Below are 16,615 nucleotides of genomic sequence, written 5' to 3' on the forward strand. Positions count from 1 at the left end.
TGAGGCAATCGATGAAAATTCAAGGCAGAGCTGGTGGTCATGCCTTGCATGCCAAACACGCAAACTGCGACAGGTTTCCCGATATACCACCGCCGCCCTCCCTATAATGCGGTTACAACAACTTACAAAAGCCTGAATCCGGCTCCCGGGTAGATCAGGTAAACGCGAAGGGATTGTACGATACACCATGAAATTCGTTCATCTAAGCCGTCTGTTTCTGCCACTCTCCGCTGCACTCCTGTTTTCCGGCTGCCTGGACAGCGGTGGGTCGGGCTCCGATGACACCAGCGCCGGGCGCATCCACAGCCTGGGCGTCGGCGGTCTCAGCTACCAAACCGCCAGCCAGACCGGCACCACCGACGAACAAGGCACCTTTCGCTACTACCCCGGTGAAACCCTGACATTGAAAGTGGGCAACCTGCCCATCGCCGAGGGCGTTCCCGCCCAGGAGTTCGTCAGCTTTCTCGAGTTTCAGCCAGAATTACGGGAAGCCTTGAAAACGCCAAAAGTCGATACCGAGCAACTTAAAGATCATGCTCTGACTGAAGAAGAGCTTCTGAGCAACATAGAACTGCTGAACCGAACCCGTTTTCTGCTTGCACTGAACTGGACCGAGGTTATTGATGACGGAGAAGGTATTGATATCCGCACCCGGGTCATCGAACAGCTGAACGCAGCCCTGAGCGACCCCGGGCTTCCAGGTGCAGTTGACTTTACCGTTCCCCAGGACGAATTCACGGCTGAGCAATCTCCCGCCAACCAGTTACTGGCGTCTATCTGTTTTTACGAAGAAGAAAATCCCCTGTGCGACGAGCCACCCACACAAGCGGAAATCGACGCAGCGCCTGCAAGGCCTGAAAACGACGAAGATATTATTCCGGAGATTTTCTACAAAGAAGATCTGGAATCCCTGCGCGACCGCATAACACAATCCGTTCGCAGCCTGGAAGATGCGGACAACGAACGTGCCAGAGAATACCTGAAACGGGAACTGGCCGGCATTTCCAACGCCATCAGTCGGAAATACTTCCTCGCCAATCACGTTGCCGAACACGCAGCCAGCGACACCGGCCTGAAAGCGATAAATATCCAGAAGATTGGCGGCGACACCGAGCTCTCAGGGAACGGCCTGGAGGCCATCAGCAAACGCCCACAGGATGTGGTTGTTCAGACATGGAGCTGGCAGGAAGCGGAAGTAGAGTATTTTGTTGACGGTGCAGCCGGCGGAGAATCTGAAATTATCATCAACTTCACGCCGGAAGACAGCTATCGCTGGGTCAGGAAATCCCTTCGGGTCCGGATTACCGACTGATCAGCTTTCCCAGAGTCCAACGGGATTCCGCGCCGGTGACATCGAAACCGGCAGGATTCAGCCCTTCGGTACCGTGCGGCAAACAATCACGCACAGCCAAAGCTTCTCCTGCTGATCGTGATTCATTGAAGCGAGCCAGATCAATCACCTTCGCCGACTTCAATGGCTGACGATTGGCATCCTGCATGACCATCACCTTGGGCCAGAGCCTACGCTCAGGGCTGTGGGACACCACGATTCCCCGCTGCCCATCAGAGAGTTCGACCAGCGTGCCCGCCGGATAGACGCCAATCGCCTGAATAAACGCCTCGACCAGATCCACCTGGAACTCGATATTACGCATATCATAAAGCAAGGCGACGGCCTTGGCCGGCGTCATTGGCTCCTGGTCATCACGGGGCGCAATAAGCGACTCGAAAAACTCGGCGATACCGGCCACTTTTGCCAACAGCGGAATTCTGTCGCCACGAATGCCCGCAGGAAAACCAGAACCGTTGTGACGTTCCCGGTGACCCTGAACCACGCTCAAAACCGCCCGCGAAAGCCCGACCGGCTCCAGAGCCTCTACGCCAAGCTCGACATAGCGCCGGAAGGTTCCATAGTCTTCAGCAGACAACTGATGCTCGCGAGCAACCAGATCTTTTGGCAACGCGGTTTTACCCACCTGGGACAACAAACAGCCGGTGCCCAAGTGATTCAAGAGGCCTTCGTTAAGGCCGAGCTGGCGACCGCACACCAAAGCCCACACAGCGGTATTCAGTGCGTGGCGATAGATAAAGTCATCGTACTCGCGGGTTCTGCTCATCCACAGCAAGGCATTTGGCTGTCGCGCAACACTCTCCACCATCTTTTGGGTGATGGCCACCACGGGGCGAAAATCCGGAAGCTCCCCGGCCTGTAATGCATCAAACATACGGCTCAAGGCCAGCTCCGCGTCGTCCAGCAACTTCCTGGACGTTTTCACTTCTCGCTTGAGCGTCGTTTCCGTTTTGTAAACCACCGGCTCACGAATGCTGAGCGGCGGGAGTTGAAGCTCTTCACGTCCTTTGCCCCGGGCACTTGCCGAACGGCCAAACCCAACAACCTTGTCCGACTCCGCCTTCACAGAATCGCGTGTTTCGGCCACATCGACCATCACCCACTTGCAATGAGAGACAAGGGCCCGAATGTCACTTTGCGAGCGGATATAAAAGCCCTGAATAGGGAACGGCGTCTGATGCCACGGGCGGTCAAGATCCGACACGAACATGCCGATCTCGAGATCCTGAACCGCTACCTTATTTTGACGGACTCCCACCATGCACCTCTGCAAAGAGCAATTTTTGACAGCTCACAGTTTGACACGATGGCAGCAAGACACCATTACGAATTTGTAGACAAACGTCACCGAAAAGCCACAAATCGTAACCTGTCTTATCGATTGGCTACGAAATGTAATAGCGTGATCACATTCACACGAACGTTGTTAACTGATCAGTCTTCTTTACAGACAGATTCGTCAAATTCCGGAAGCCGAGCGTTCAGGGAACCTCTGGGGACCTTGCGAGCATAGATAGAGTAGGCCACGGCCGAAGGGCGAAGGTAATCCAGATTCACCTTCTCCTCGCCGTCGGTGACTTCGGCAGCAGCAGGACGACATGAAACCAGCAAAGAAAACATGCTACCAATACCCGCGATACGCTCCGGCCCGCTCACACTCATACAGGCAAAGCCGCTACCAGCAGCCACACCGCTCACAGCCTGTAAATCCAGCTTGCTGTCGCCACATGCTCGAATACCATCGGCACAGCGGCCTGCACTGTCATGACTGTCGTCGGCAATTCGCCAAACGCGATCGCTACACTGGGTTTCAAGCTTGATGGTGGTGGACTTGTCACTGACAAACCACCAGTCCGGATAATCCGCCGTTTGCCAGGACACCCTTACCTGCCTGGGCTCACCGGACGAGTTCTCCGCAGGAAACATCGCGTAATGGGTGTAGTAGCTGGCGCAACCACCAAGCAGTAAAGAGGGTGCAATAACCAGGAGTGACATCTTGCGAATAACAAAAAACAGTCGCATGACAACGGGCCTTTTCTGAGTGGTGGCAACTATTATCGCGATTCAGTCATCAATATCAGCGGACTGATCATCATAATGGTCAAACTGAAGCCCGAAACCATCAACCGTGCGGCGAACTACCACCATTTCAAGTATGGGTGCGGGAATAGGCAACCCCTGCACCTGTACCGTCACTTTGTCGCCAATGTCTGGCTCGAAGGTTTGCTCTCCCAAAACAATGAAGACGCCACCGTCCGAGATGTCACGGGTCGAAAAAACGAGCTCACCCCATTGCGGATGCACCACTTTTACTTTGGCACTCATCGCTGTGCGATTGTGCTCTCTGCGATCGCTGGCCGCCATTCACGGAATTCCTGTGATGTTCAGTGTTTTTATAGTGTTATGAAGCATAACACCATTTTCACATAAATATGCCAAAGGGGATATTGACTCAGCCAGAAATAGCAATGAGAATGGTTTCCGTTATGAAATGCCTGTGATACCCAATTACAGGAAAGCATTCACAAGTACCGCACTCAAAGGAAAGCACCCATGCGTATGAAACTTGCCGCAACCGCTGCCATCGCCCTGGCCGCCATGCCGCTCTCCGCATCAGCCGATGGTGAAGTAAACATCTATTCTTACCGCCAGGCTTACCTGCTGGAACCACTTCTGAATGCCTTTACCGATGAAACCGGCATCAAAACCAACGTTGTTTTCGCCAAACAGGGCCTGGCCGAGCGGCTCGAACGCGAAGGTCGCAACAGCCCGGCAGACGTTGTCATGACCGTAGACATCTCCCGCATCAGTGAACTGGTTGAGAAAGATCTGGTTGCCGGTATTGAATCTGACACCCTGAACAAGAACATTCCTGAAAACCTGCGCCACCCTGAAGGTAAATGGTACGCCCTGACCACCCGTGGCCGGTTGATTTTCGCGTCCAAAGAACGTGTTAAAGAAGGTGAGATCAGCACCTACGAAGATCTGGCTGATGACAAGTGGGAAGGTCGCATCTGCACGCGCAGCGGCAAACACCCTTACAACATCGCCCTGATCTCATCGATGATTGCCCATCACGGTGAAGCCGAGACCGAAGAATGGCTGAACGGCGTCAAAGACAACCTGGCGCGTAAGCCACAGGGTGGCGACCGTGATCAGATCAAAGCCATTGCTGAAGGCGTGTGCGACATCGCCATCGGCAACAGCTACTACTACGGCAACATGCTGATGGACGAAAACCAGCGCCCGATTGCCGAACAGGTGAATCTGGTGTTCCCGAACGCTGAAGGCCGGGGCACTCACGTAAACATCAGCGGCATTTCCCTTACCAAGAGCTCTCCGAACAAAGAGAACGCGGTAAAGTTGATGGAGTTCCTGTCTTCTCCTGAAGCACAACGCATTTATGCCGAAGCCAACACCGAATACCCGGCTAACCCGGCCGTCAAGCCATCCGGCCTGGTGGCTGAATGGGGTGACATCAATCCAGACGACCTGTCTCTGCAAGAAGTTGCCAACAACCGCAACGCGGCTGTGAAGCTGGTCGACCGTGTGGATTACGACGGCTAAGCAGCCACACAGGTTCGCTTCCCGAAAAGGGGTGCATGTAGGATGCACCCCTTTTCTTTTAAAGACGGACAATGATATGACTCGAATCATTGCAGGGAGCCTGCTCAGTATCTAAAATCGCAACACTTCTCATCACCACTATCAAAAACAGGAACGCCATGACTGAGGTTGTTAGCAGTGCCAACCCCGGGCTTTCACAACCGTTATTGGCAAAACGCACCTCAAAACGCTGGTTGGTCAGTGCTGCCATCACCACGGCAATCGTTGCGCTGCCCGTGCTTTCCGTTATTTTTCTGGCCCTGTTTCCCGAAGAAAACATCTGGCCACACCTGATCGACACCACCCTGCCCCGCTATCTTGTTACGACCATAAAGCTGATGATTGGTGTCGGCGTACTCACCCTGGCCATCGGGTTGTCTACTGCCTGGGCGGTCACCATGTGCGACTTCCCCGGGCGAAAATTCTTTGAATGGGCGCTGCTGCTGCCTTTCGCCGTACCGGCGTATGTCATTGCCTATGTGTACACCAGCCTTCTCGATTACGCCGGACCAGTGCAGCGGGCCTTGCGGGAATGGTTCGGTTGGCAGAATGCAAGCGACTACTGGTTTCCTGAAATCAGAAGTCTGGAGGGCGCCACCCTGATGATTGGCCTGGTGCTCTACCCCTACGTTTACCTGCTTGGCCGAGCCGCCTTTCTCGAGCAATCACCCTCACTGTTTGCCGTCAGCCGCAGCCTGGGCCACTCCGCACTAAGCACCTTCTTTAAGGTGGTCCTACCCATTGCCCGGCCGGCGATTGCCGTGGGCCTCTCCCTGGTGCTGATGGAGACCCTGAATGATTTCGGCACCGTGGACTTCTTCGCGGTTCAAACTCTCACAAGGGGTTTGTTCGACACCTGGATGAATCTCGGCAACCTCGGTGGCGCTGCACAAATCGCGACCACCATGCTGATATTTGTGGTCATTCTGGTCACCCTTGAGCGCTACTCCCGCCGAAGACAACAACAGTACGCCGCCCGAGACAATCGCGACCCCATTCACCGCTTCACCATGTCCTTCCCGAGACAAATGATTTGTGTGGTCGTCTGCGCCGTGCCATTGGTGCTGGGCTTCCTGATCCCGGGCGCCACCCTGGGCTACTACGCCTGGGAATACTTCGATGTCAGCTGGAACCCGGATTTCATACGCAACACGTTCAACAGTCTGTTTCTGTCCGGCGCCGCCGCATTGACCACTCTGTTCATTGGCGTAACGCTCGCGTACAGCCGTCGGCTCCACAACACCAAAGGCATGCAGGTGCTGATGCGCTTATCCAGCCTGGGCTACGCAATGCCCGGTGCAGTGTTAGCGGTTGGCGTTATTGTGCCACTGGCGGGCTTCGACAACTGGCTGGATTCCTTGACCCGCGAGCACCTTGGTGTGAGCACCGGGCTGTTATTAAGCGGCTCAGCCTTCGCACTGATCTTTGCCTATACCGTTCGTTTTCTGGCGGTATCCGCCGGTAGTGTTGAAAGTGCGCTGCAGAAGATAACGCCCAGTATGGACATGGCATCCCGGTCACTCGGGCACACGCCCGGCAAAACCCTGCTGAACGTTCACCTTCCCATGCTGCGTGGCACGCTGATTACCGCCGCCCTGGTGGTCTTTGTGGACTGCATGAAGGAGTTACCAGCCACACTGATACTGCGGCCGTTCAACTACGAGACCCTGGCCACCTATGTCTACCAATTTGCCTCAGATGAGCAGCTTTACCATAGTGCTCTGCCCGCCTTGATTATCGTGGTGGCAGGTATCATTCCCATTATTCTGATGAGCCGGTCTATATCCAACTCCCGAACCATGGGCTGATAACGGTGAGGCCATAACGACAAAGGCCCGGCAATTTGCCGGGCCTTTGTCGTTACCAGTCAGCGAAGCTTATTGCCAGATCACCGGCTGCTTCTGCGCGTACCAGGCATCAACCTTGGCCTCGTATGCATCTTCAACCACATTGCGCTTCAGCTTCAACGTCGGCGTCAGGAAGCTGTTTTCAATCGACCACTCATCACTCACGACAGTAATAAATGCCAGTTGCTCGTGGGGATCGACCGTTTTGTTCACGTCCTTAATCAACTGCTTGAAGCTTTCTTCCAGCTCTTTGCGGAAGTTGGCGTCCGCGGCCTTCGGGCGAATCTCCTCACCCAGTACCACCAGTGCATGAGGCTGGGTCTGATTGGCGCCGGATACGCACACCATTTCGATGGCATCGTGTGACATCAGGCGGTTTTCAATAGGCGCAGGTGCAATGTATTTGCCCTTGCTGCTCTTGAAGATTTCCTTGATACGACCGGTCAGTTTCAACCGACCCATCTCGTCAATCTCGCCCTTGTCGCCGGTTTTCAGGAAACCGTCTTCGGTAAAGGCCTCGGCGGTTTTCTCTTCATCCTTGTAGTAACCCATCATGGTAGCCGGGCTCTTCACCAACACCTCGCCCACCTCACTGATCTTCACTTCCACGCCGGGCAATGCCTCACCCACGTAGCCAGTGCGAGTGCGGCCAGGCTTGTTCATGTGTGAATAGGCAAAGTTTTCCGACATACCGTAGCCCTCAAGCAACTCCAGGCCCAGGTTTCGATACCAATCAAGGACATCGCTCGACAAAGGTGCAGAGCCAGATCCCGCCAGCTTTACCTTGCTCAGGCCAAGGCCCTTGAGAACTTTCTTCTTGATCAGCTTGTTCAGCAGAGGGATCTTGAGCATCCGCTCCAGCTTCTGTTTCGGTACTTTCTGCAATACACCGTGCTGGAACTTCACCCACAGGCGCGGTACAGAGAGGAACAGAGTGGGCTGCGCACGCTGAAGATCCTGCACGAAGGTATCCAGAGACTCGGCAAAATAAAGCTGGAAGCCGGCATAAAGAGAACCGAGTTCAACAAACGTGCGCTCGAAAACGTGAGCCAGCGGCAGATAAGACAAAATGCGCTCGCCCGGCCCAACGCTAAGTGTTTCGGTGCCGCCTGCGGCCGCGTAAGCCATATTTTCAAAACTGAGCATGACGCCTTTCGGCCGCCCCGTACTGCCGGAGGTGTAAACAATTGTCGCAAGCTCGCCCGCATCACGCTGGGTTTTACCCTCAAGCGGCGGGAACTTGGCGACGATGTCGTCCCAGGATTCGAAATCGTTGGGCGGGCTCAGGGGGTAGGAAATACAACGTATCGATTCCGGCACGCCAGACTTCATGCTATCCCAGTCATCCAGTTTGCCAACAAACAGCACATCGCATTCCGCGTGCTTCAGGATGTAGTTAACGGTATCGGCATTCAGTGTGGGGTAAAGCGGCACGGAAATATGACCAGCCATCCAGATGGCCCAGTCCGTCATGACCCAATGAGCACAATTCTTGGAAATCAGACCAATACGGCTCTTATCAGGAAGATTGAGAGACTTAAGGTACGCCGCCACCCGGCGAGCTTCATCAATAGCCCGGCCCCAGGTGTACTCAACAACCTTGCCATTGCCAATGGGCTGAGTCATGTACAGAGAGTCAGCTTTCGTCGCCTCCCAGTGGTAGACCATTTCAAGCGGGAGTTTTTTGGAGTTGTCCATGGACTTTCCTGTTTTATCTTTATAGTTGGATGACTAGCGTGTTATTAGACTTTAGTAGCTTATTTCAACACATCCGCGCTCGTCAAAACGTGATGCGTGCAAAATAATTTGCATCTGCAACCACATGCCACTTTAAACCCGAAAACTGTCCCTCGTCACTACCCTTAACCCCTCAAGCCTGTGGTAAACTTTCAGACTTTGATTTTTTCATCCCTGTACTCAGGGAAACCCCAAACAAACCCGGAGATGGGCATATGGCCAAAAAGACCCTGCGCACCCTGATAGGCGCCTCGTTGCTGGCGGCAGCGAGCCTTGTTCAGGCTGAAGATCCCCGTGTAGTCGCCATTACACAGATCGTTGAACATCCCGCACTGGATTCCGTTCACCAGGGCGTGAAAGACGAGCTGGCAGAGCGCGGCTATCGTGAAGGTGAAAACTTGCGCCTGATGCACGAAAGCGCCCAGGGTAATTCCGCGATCGCCTCCCAGATTGCCCGGAAGTTTGTTGGTGAGAGCCCGGATGTCATTGTCGCCATTGCCACACCCTCCGCCCAAACCGTTGCCGCAGCGGCCCGGGAAATCCCGGTTGTGTTCTCTGCTGTCACTGACCCACTGTCGGCCAAACTGGTGAAAAGCTGGGAAGAGCCGGGCGCCAACATCACCGGCGTCAGCGACATGCTGCCAATTGAAAAGCACCTGGATCTGCTGCAGCGCATCATGCCGGATGCCAAGCGCATCGGAACCGTTTACAACCCCGGCGAAGCCAATGCGGTTGCCCTGGTTGAACTGCTTGAAGAGCGCCTGGCGGCTCGCGGCATGGAACTTGTGAAAGGCGCAGCCACCAAGACCTCTGAAGTTCTGGGTGCAGCCCGCTCCCTGGTCGGTAAGGTCGACGCCATTTACCTGACCACCGACAACACCGTCATCAGTGCCGCTGAAGCTGTCGTGTCCGTTGGTGAGCGCTCCAGGATTCCGGTTTTTGCCGCCGACACCGCCACGGTTGAGCGTGGCGCCGTTGCCGCGCTGGGCTTTAACTACTACAACCACGGCCGCCAGACCGGCGCCATGGTAGCCCGCATTCTGGAAGGTGCGGATACCGCAACCATGCCGGTTGAAATCATGGAAGAACTGGACCTGTTTGTGAACCCGGCCGCTGGCGAGCGCATGGGGATCACCCTGTCTGAAGACCTCATCAAGGATGCCAAAGAAGTCGTCAAAAGCGACAAATAATGCCTGACCAACACGGGCGGACCCCAAAAGGGCCCGCCCGTTTCCTTTCACGGTGACCCATTACCCATGCTCAGTGAAATCGCATTCTACGGTGCTCTTGAAACCGGCCTTATCTATGGCCTGGTTGCTTTCGGTATTTACCTCTCCTTCCGTGTTCTGGATTTTCCGGACCTCACGGTAGACGGCAGCTTCCCCCTCGGTGCAGCGGTGGCAGCCGTCCTGATTCTTGCTGGCTGGAACCCCTGGTTTGCCACCGGCATGGCGGTCCTGGCCGGTATGGCCGCGGGTGCCGTTACGGCTATCCTGAATGTGAAGCTCAACATTCTGAACCTGCTGGCCTCCATCCTAACCATGATCGCCCTCTACTCCGTCAACCTGCGCATAATGGGTCGGCCTAATCTGGCCCTGCTGACCGAGGAAACGGTACTCACACCCTGGTACGACCTTGGCTTGTCGTTCCATCAGGTGCCCGTGGTGCTGTTCGTCATTGTGGTGTTGGTGGCACTGATTCTTTTGTGGCGGTTCATGAAATCGGAAACCGGCCTGGCCATGCGCGCCACCGGTGCTAACGCCCGAATGGCCCGCGCACAAGGGATTGCCACAGGTGGCATGATCATCCTTGGCGTGGCCTTGTCCAATGGCCTCGTTGGCCTCGCCGGCGCTCTATTTGCGCAAAGTCAGGGCGCGGCGGACGTCACCATGGGCGTTGGGGTAATCGTTATCGGCCTTGCTTCACTCATCGGGGGTGAGGCAGTCATCACGCCCACCTCCGTTGTACGTGCACTGATTGCCTGCGTCATTGGCGCCATCATGTACCGACTCGCTATTGCCTTCGCATTGAATGCCGACGTGCTGGGGCTGCAAGCCCAAGACCTGAATCTGATCACCGCGGTTCTCGTTACCCTGGCGATTGTGCTGCCAGGCGTACGCTCCAATCTCACCAGCCGTTTCAGCCGCAACAAAGCCTGAGGAGGCACTATGATCAGCGCAACCGATCTCACGCTCACCTTTGGCAAGGGTACTCCATTGGAAAACCCTGCTTTGCGAGGCATGAGCCTGACCGTAAACCAGGGCGAATTCGTCACGGTTATCGGCAGTAACGGCGCCGGCAAATCGACTTTCCTGAACGCCCTCGCCGGCGAGGTACTGGTAGACAGCGGACAGATTATTGTGGATGGCATGGACGTAACCCGTCTTTCTACCCACAAACGCGCCGGACAAGTTGCCCGGGTTTTTCAAGACCCACTAGCGGGCACTTGTGAAGGGCTCACCATTGAGGAAAACCTGGCCCTTGCGATCAAGCGTGGCCAACTCCGTGGATTGACCAGTGCGGTAAAAAAGCAGTACCTGGGGCAGTTCCGGGACAGCCTGTCGTCGCTGAAACTCGGGCTGGAAAATCGCTTGGGTGACAAAATGGGCCTGCTGTCCGGCGGTCAGCGCCAGGCGGTCAGCCTGCTGATGGCGAGCCTGACTCCGTCAAGCATCCTGTTGCTGGATGAACACACCGCTGCACTTGACCCAAAAACCGCCGCGTTCGTTCTCGATTTGACAGAGAAGATCATTGACGAGCGGAAACTGACCGCGCTCATGGTCACCCACAGCATGAAACAGGCGCTTGAGGTCGGCAGCCGCACCGTGATGCTGCACCAGGGCCAGGTGGTGTTTGATATTGCAGGTAAGGACCGGGAAGGTATGGAAGTGAAGGACCTGCTCGGGTTGTTCGAAAAGCAGCGCGGACTGGAAGTGGACGACGATAGCCTGCTGTTGGGTTAACGACACCGGCAATATGACCTACCATAAAAAACGGGGCCAACATGGCCCCGTTTTTTAGCCTACAACCGTCAGTGGCCGTAGATTCGCATCGTCGTATTGGTGATCGCCAGATTATCCAGCGCCACTGAGCCGATGGAAGTACCGCCAATCAGTACGCCCCCAATCCGGACATCCGCCTCAAAGGCGGCAAGATCAATGGCCAGCGCGTCGGCGCCCGCAGCATTAGCACCCTTGTAGATGCTCAGATCCACGTTTGCAAACACCCTCAGTGGCTGAGGGGCGTCCAGATCATAATCTGCACCGGTCAACTGAAGATCGCGAATGCCCACGGCCAGGAATGGCGCATCAAAATCCAGATCGTCAATGGCGATGTCCGTCTGAAAGCGCAATTTATCAGTAGCGGTATCCACACGGATCGTTCCGGAGCCTATCAGCATATCCATATTGAAGTTGTCCAGAACGGTAGTACTGCCACCCGTGCCGGTCAGGTTCCAGGCGCCAGTGCTCATTCTGAAATCAACCGCGTTGAAGCTGAGCGGCAGGAGGTTGATGATCGCATCCCCATCCCGGGCAATATCAATGTTGATCCGGATGTTATCCAGCCGGTCATTGGCATCGCCATTCAGGTTCAAACCCATTTCCGAGAACATGTCGGTACGGTTCGCACCACCAATGAAGATATCGTTTATCTCCAGTGACCCTTCATCGGTATAGATAAAGCGGTCGATATTCAGCTTTGTTTCCAGTTCAATTGTCACTCCCGCCTGACCGGTGATGTTCCCCATGGAACCATCATCCAGCGGCTGGAAGCCAGCCATTGCCAGGGACGGAGCCCCGCAAACGCACAGCGCAAATAACGTAGGTTTCAGGCCTTTCATTATTCTTTTCCTTTTATAGTAGTTATCACTTCCTGTGGGCCACTGCAGTCGTTCGACACCACGTTACTACTGTACCGACACGTCGCGAAAGGGTACGTGCAGAGATCACAAAACGTGCAGTTCCGAACTATTCTGGAGACTCCCCGAAAACCACAACATCTAGTAAAAATTTGGCGCAGCCCCACAAGAGCAGCAACCGTGCGGCATTGCGGACTTTCAAGGTTTTTTCCATTGATTTTCTTTGCTCAGCCGCCCCGATTCATAGTCCCTCTCTTATTCACAAAACACTATATCCTGTTATACTCCACCAAAATAAGCCCATATATAGGGTTAAAGACCAGAAGACAGACTATTAAGCAGAGGGTGGCAATGAACGCTAAGGCACAGGCAGTTATCACGACGATACCCATGCAGGAAGCTTCGCTCGATATCTGGGCCAGCAAATACCAGCTGAAGACCAAAACAGGCGAGCCCGTCGATAAGGACATCAACGCAACCTACGAACGGGTTGCCAGGGCTCTTGCCGAAGTCGAGAAAAAAAATGTACGCGACAAGTACATGAAGGAATTCCTGTGGGCCTTGCAAAACGGTGCCATCCCCGCTGGGCGGATTACCTCCAACGCCGGCGCTGAAGCCCACAAACCTGCCACCTCCACCATTAACTGCACGGTGTCGGGCAACATCCAGGATTCCATGAACGACATCCTGGAGAAAAATCACGAAGCCGGCCTCACCCTCAAGGCTGGTTGCGGTATTGGTTATGAGTTCTCTACGCTGCGCCCGCGCGGTGCCTACGTGGCTGGCGCTGGCGCGACCACCTCCGGCCCGCTGTCGTTCATGGATATTTTCGACCGCATGTGCTTTACCGTGTCTTCAGCCGGTGGCCGCCGCGGCGCCCAGATGGCCACCTTTGACGTTCACCATCCGGACGTGATCGAGTTCATCCAGGCAAAACGTGAAGACGGCCGCTTGCGCCAGTTCAACCTGTCTCTGTTGATCACTGAAGACTTCATCGAAGCCGTGCGCAACGGCGACGACTGGCACCTGTCGTTCCCGGTGACCCGCAAAGAAGCGGAAGAAGAAGGCCTGGATCTGTCCGACACTACTCAGTTCCTGTACCGCGACTTCCCGATTCAGGACGGTTACGTCGTTAACGACGAAGGCAAGGTTGCCTGCCGCATCTACAAGACGCTGAAAGCCCAGTTTATCTGGGACACCATCATGACCAGTACCTACGACTACGCCGAGCCAGGCTTCATCCTGATCGACAAGGTCAATCAGATGAACAACAACTGGTTCTGCGAAGACATCCGTGCCACCAACCCTTGCGGCGAACAGCCACTGCCTCCCTACGGCAGCTGCTTGTTGGGCTCGGTGAACCTGACCAAGTTCGTGGACTATCCGTTTACCGACAAAGCCAGCTTCAACTATGAAAAGTACCGCAAAGTGGTTGGCACCTTCACCCGCATGCTGGATAACGTCGTAGAAATTAACGGCCTGCCACTGGCCGAACAACGCCACGAAATTACCTACAAGCGTCGCCACGGTATGGGCATTCTTGGCCTTGGTTCAACCCTCGCCATGCTGCGCATGCCTTACGGCTCCGATGACTCAGTGGCTTTTACCGAAGAAGTCGTGCGGGAAATGGCCGTAGAAGGCTGGCGCCAGTCCCTGGCCCTGGCCGAAGAGAAAGGCCCGGCACCCATCATGGAAGACGAGTTCGAAGTCACGCCCAAGATGATCGCCAAATGCCCGGACCTCGCCAAAGACGGCTATAAAGTCGGTGACATCCTGAAGGGCAAACTGCTGCACGCCAAATACAGCCGATATATGCAGCAGATTGGTCACGTTGAGCCCGAGTTGATCAAGCAGCTGGCCGAGAAGGGTGGTCGTTTTACCCACCACACCTCCATCGCGCCTACCGGCACCATCAGCCTGTCGTTGGCCAACAACGCGAGTAACGGCATTGAGCCGAGCTTCTCGCACCACTACGCGCGCAACATCATTCGTGAAGGCCGCAAGACCAAAGAGAAAGTCGACGTGTTCTCGTTCGAGCTGCTGGCCTATCGTCACCTGGCCAACCCGGGCGCCATGCCCTTCTCCAACGACGAAGACAAAAAGCTTCCGAGCTACTTCACCACATCCGACGATGTCACACCAAAGCAGCACGTAGATATTCAGGCCGCGGCGCAGAAGTGGGTGGATTCGTCCATTTCAAAGACCGCTAACGTACCGCAGGACTTTGCCTATCAGGATTTCAAAGGCATCTACCTGTACGCTTACGACATGGGCCTGAAGGGGTGCACCACCTTCCGGTTTAACCCGGAAGCCTTCCAGGGCGTACTGGTCAAAGAAAAAGATCTTGAAAATACCCTGTACGAGTTCACGCTGGACGATGGCAGCAAAGTCACCTTGAAGGGCAACGAACAGGTCGAGTACGACGGTGAAATCCACACCGCCGCCAACCTGTTTGATGCACTCAAAGAAGGCACTTACGGAAAGTATTGATTTCGGAAACCGACAGACAGGACAAAGAAAATGACAGTTAAAATCAGCAACAAGATTGTCGGCTACCGAGTCAAGAAAGCCGACACGAGTGCCAGCGAACACCAGGTTCCGGTACAGGCCGACACCAAGCCGGTACAGATGAACGAATACATCGAACGGCCGGATTTTCTGCTGGGCACCACCTACAAGATCAAACCACCGATCGCCGAGCACGCGATGTACATCACCATCAACGACATCCTGCTCAACGAAGACACAGATCACGAAAGCCGTCAGCCGTACGAAGTGTTCATCAACTCCAAATCGATGGAACACTTTCAGTGGGTTATCGCTCTCACCCGCGTCATCTCTGCGGTGTTCCGCAAGGGTGGCGACGTGACCTTCCTGGTGGAAGAGTTGCGCAGCGTGTACGACCCCAACGGCGGTTACTTCAAGAAAGGCGGAGTATTCATGCCGTCCCTGGTGGCTGAAATCGGCGCCGTGATCGAGAAGCACCTGAAGGCCATCGGCCTTCTCGAAAGCGACGAGATGAGCGAAACCACCAAGCGCATCCTCGCCGAGAAGCGCGCCGAGTTTGAAGCAAGCCAGAGCGCCGCAACCAACGACGACACCAGCAACGACTACCCTGCCAACGCCACTATGTGCGGCAAGTGCAGCACCAAGGCGGTGATCGTGATGGACGGCTGCGCCACATGTCTGTCCTGCGGCGACAGTAAATGCGGTTGAAGTGATTGACTGCTAAGTGATGAAAAGGCCTGGTTGCGGAAGCTGCCGGGCCTTTTTGTTCGAAGTTTTTTTGTAAGACACATGGCAGGAAGCAATCGTAATAGTCATTTATGGAATCAAGGTCATGGAAGATAGAATCATTTCTGCAGTAAAAAACTTTGCTTACTCGATAACGTCGGGCGGCAAAGTAGTTGCTGATATGTCGGAACTTATTGATGCAACAGATAGATTGCCCCTCTCGAGCTTTGACTAAGGGAGCTAGACAGTCTCGGCCCTACAGCGAGGGTGTTTGCTGAACAGTTTGCTTCAGACAGATCTCACCCAGTCTCAGAAAGGGGCCAGTTCGCGTTAAGGAAACTGGATGAAGCGGAATGTGCCGTATGTTTTGACGCCAAGAAGGAAGCACCATGAAGTGCCCTAAATGCAGAAACACTGACCTGAAACCCACCAAAATTGAAGCTGGCCTCCCTGTTATGGGCTGCCCGGGCTGTGAAGGCGCCTCTCTGTCGCTGCTCTACTACCGCGATTGGGCGGAAAGAAATGAGCCCGTCGAGCAGAGCGAGAGCTTTGATGCGGATGTAACAGTTGAGAACGATGCCAAAACTGCCCTCTCCTGCCCCAAGTGCAGCAAGCTGATGACAAAGTACTCGGTATCCAGCGAGCACAAGAACCGGATTGATCTTTGCGGTTTCTGTGATGAAGCATGGCTGGACGGCAGCGAGTGGACTTTGCTTAAGTCCCTGGAGCTGGCGCACAAACTTCCCAGGGTATTCACAGACCAATGGCAGCGGAAGGTGCGGGATGAAAAGATGGAAAGCAAGAAAGTTGACCGCCTGAAAAAGCTGGTTGGGGAAAGCGATACCGCGAGGGCCGTAGAGGAGCCTGTAAACCAAATTGTGTAACTGCCCACGACTGAGTAATCTTTTCAAAAGGATACCATCGTGGGTACACAAGTGGACCAAGAAAAACTCAAAGCTATGGCTGCCGAGCTGGCCAAGG

The 16,615-nt window shown here is 54.8% G+C and carries 14 protein-coding genes; 9 read left to right on the forward strand and 5 right to left on the reverse strand.

Going from position 1 to position 16,615, the window contains the following annotated elements; translation table 11 throughout:
• The first annotated feature begins 187 nt into the window (after window positions 1–187).
• Window positions 188–1,312 carry an organic solvent ABC transporter permease gene (locus QPL95_RS16420; protein ID WP_303292012.1) on the forward strand — a complete coding sequence of 375 codons (1,125 nt, stop codon included), beginning with the start codon at window positions 188–190 and terminating at the stop codon, window positions 1,310–1,312.
• Here QPL95_RS16420 and QPL95_RS16425 read toward each other — a convergent pair.
• From QPL95_RS16425 to QPL95_RS16435, 3 genes are all read right to left on the reverse strand, one after another.
• A complete protein-coding gene (locus tag QPL95_RS16425; protein WP_303292013.1) occupies window positions 1,302–2,612 on the reverse strand; it encodes an HD-GYP domain-containing protein in 1,311 nt (436 codons plus the stop codon). The two genes, QPL95_RS16420 and QPL95_RS16425, sit on opposite strands and share 11 nt — an antisense overlap.
• Before the next feature lie 173 nt (window positions 2,613–2,785).
• Window positions 2,786–3,373 carry a hypothetical protein gene (locus tag QPL95_RS16430; RefSeq protein WP_303292014.1) on the reverse strand — a complete coding sequence of 196 codons (588 nt, stop codon included), beginning with the start codon at window positions 3,371–3,373 and terminating at the stop codon, window positions 2,786–2,788.
• Window positions 3,374–3,415: 42 nt separating this feature from the next.
• On the reverse strand, window positions 3,416–3,715 hold the full coding sequence (locus QPL95_RS16435; RefSeq protein WP_303292015.1) for a PilZ domain-containing protein: 300 nt from the start codon (window positions 3,713–3,715) through the stop codon (window positions 3,416–3,418).
• Between the two features lie 189 nt (window positions 3,716–3,904).
• Between QPL95_RS16435 and QPL95_RS16440 the strand changes: the two genes are divergently transcribed.
• Window positions 3,905–4,918, forward strand: coding sequence for a Fe(3+) ABC transporter substrate-binding protein (locus QPL95_RS16440; protein ID WP_303292016.1), 1,014 nt, complete (start codon window positions 3,905–3,907; stop codon window positions 4,916–4,918).
• Window positions 4,919–5,076: 158 nt separating this feature from the next.
• Window positions 5,077–6,765 (forward strand): iron ABC transporter permease, encoded by a 1,689-nt coding sequence (locus QPL95_RS16445; RefSeq protein ID WP_303292017.1) that lies wholly within the window; start codon window positions 5,077–5,079, stop codon window positions 6,763–6,765.
• Between the two features lie 69 nt (window positions 6,766–6,834).
• On the opposite strand, the gene QPL95_RS16450 is transcribed toward QPL95_RS16445, so the two are convergent.
• A complete protein-coding gene (locus QPL95_RS16450) occupies window positions 6,835–8,502 on the reverse strand; it encodes an AMP-binding protein (protein WP_303292018.1) in 1,668 nt (555 codons plus the stop codon).
• 254 nt (window positions 8,503–8,756) lie between these two features.
• Between QPL95_RS16450 and QPL95_RS16455 the strand changes: the two genes are divergently transcribed.
• The 3 genes from QPL95_RS16455 (at window position 8,757) to QPL95_RS16465 (ending at window position 11,504) form a co-directional block, all read left to right on the forward strand.
• Complete coding sequence (locus QPL95_RS16455; RefSeq protein ID WP_303292019.1) at window positions 8,757–9,731, forward strand: ABC transporter substrate-binding protein; 975 nt, start codon at window positions 8,757–8,759, stop codon at window positions 9,729–9,731.
• A gap of 66 nt (window positions 9,732–9,797) precedes the next feature.
• Complete coding sequence (locus QPL95_RS16460) at window positions 9,798–10,700, forward strand: ABC transporter permease (RefSeq protein ID WP_303292020.1); 903 nt, start codon at window positions 9,798–9,800, stop codon at window positions 10,698–10,700.
• A 9-nt stretch (window positions 10,701–10,709) separates the two neighbouring features.
• Entirely contained in the window at window positions 10,710–11,504 is a 795-nt protein-coding gene (locus QPL95_RS16465; RefSeq protein ID WP_303292021.1) for an ABC transporter ATP-binding protein, read from the forward strand.
• A gap of 68 nt (window positions 11,505–11,572) precedes the next feature.
• On the opposite strand, the gene QPL95_RS16470 is transcribed toward QPL95_RS16465, so the two are convergent.
• Window positions 11,573–12,382: a DUF6160 family protein gene (locus QPL95_RS16470; protein ID WP_303292022.1), complete on the reverse strand. Its 810-nt coding sequence runs from the start codon at window positions 12,380–12,382 to the stop codon at window positions 11,573–11,575.
• A gap of 369 nt (window positions 12,383–12,751) precedes the next feature.
• On the opposite strand from QPL95_RS16470, the gene QPL95_RS16475 reads away from it, so the two are divergent.
• The 3 genes from QPL95_RS16475 (at window position 12,752) to QPL95_RS16485 (ending at window position 16,518) form a co-directional block, all read left to right on the forward strand.
• Window positions 12,752–14,890, forward strand: coding sequence for an adenosylcobalamin-dependent ribonucleoside-diphosphate reductase (locus QPL95_RS16475; protein WP_303292023.1), 2,139 nt, complete (start codon window positions 12,752–12,754; stop codon window positions 14,888–14,890).
• A gap of 30 nt (window positions 14,891–14,920) precedes the next feature.
• Window positions 14,921–15,616, forward strand: coding sequence for an NrdJb (locus QPL95_RS16480; RefSeq protein WP_303292024.1), 696 nt, complete (start codon window positions 14,921–14,923; stop codon window positions 15,614–15,616).
• 407 nt (window positions 15,617–16,023) lie between these two features.
• A complete protein-coding gene (locus QPL95_RS16485) occupies window positions 16,024–16,518 on the forward strand; it encodes a zf-TFIIB domain-containing protein (protein ID WP_303292025.1) in 495 nt (164 codons plus the stop codon).
• Window positions 16,519–16,615: the final 97 nt, after the last annotated feature.

Origin of the sequence: Marinobacter sp. SS5-14b (genome assembly GCF_030541005.1) — a bacterium.
Taxonomy (GTDB): Bacteria; Pseudomonadota; Gammaproteobacteria; order Pseudomonadales; family Oleiphilaceae; genus Marinobacter.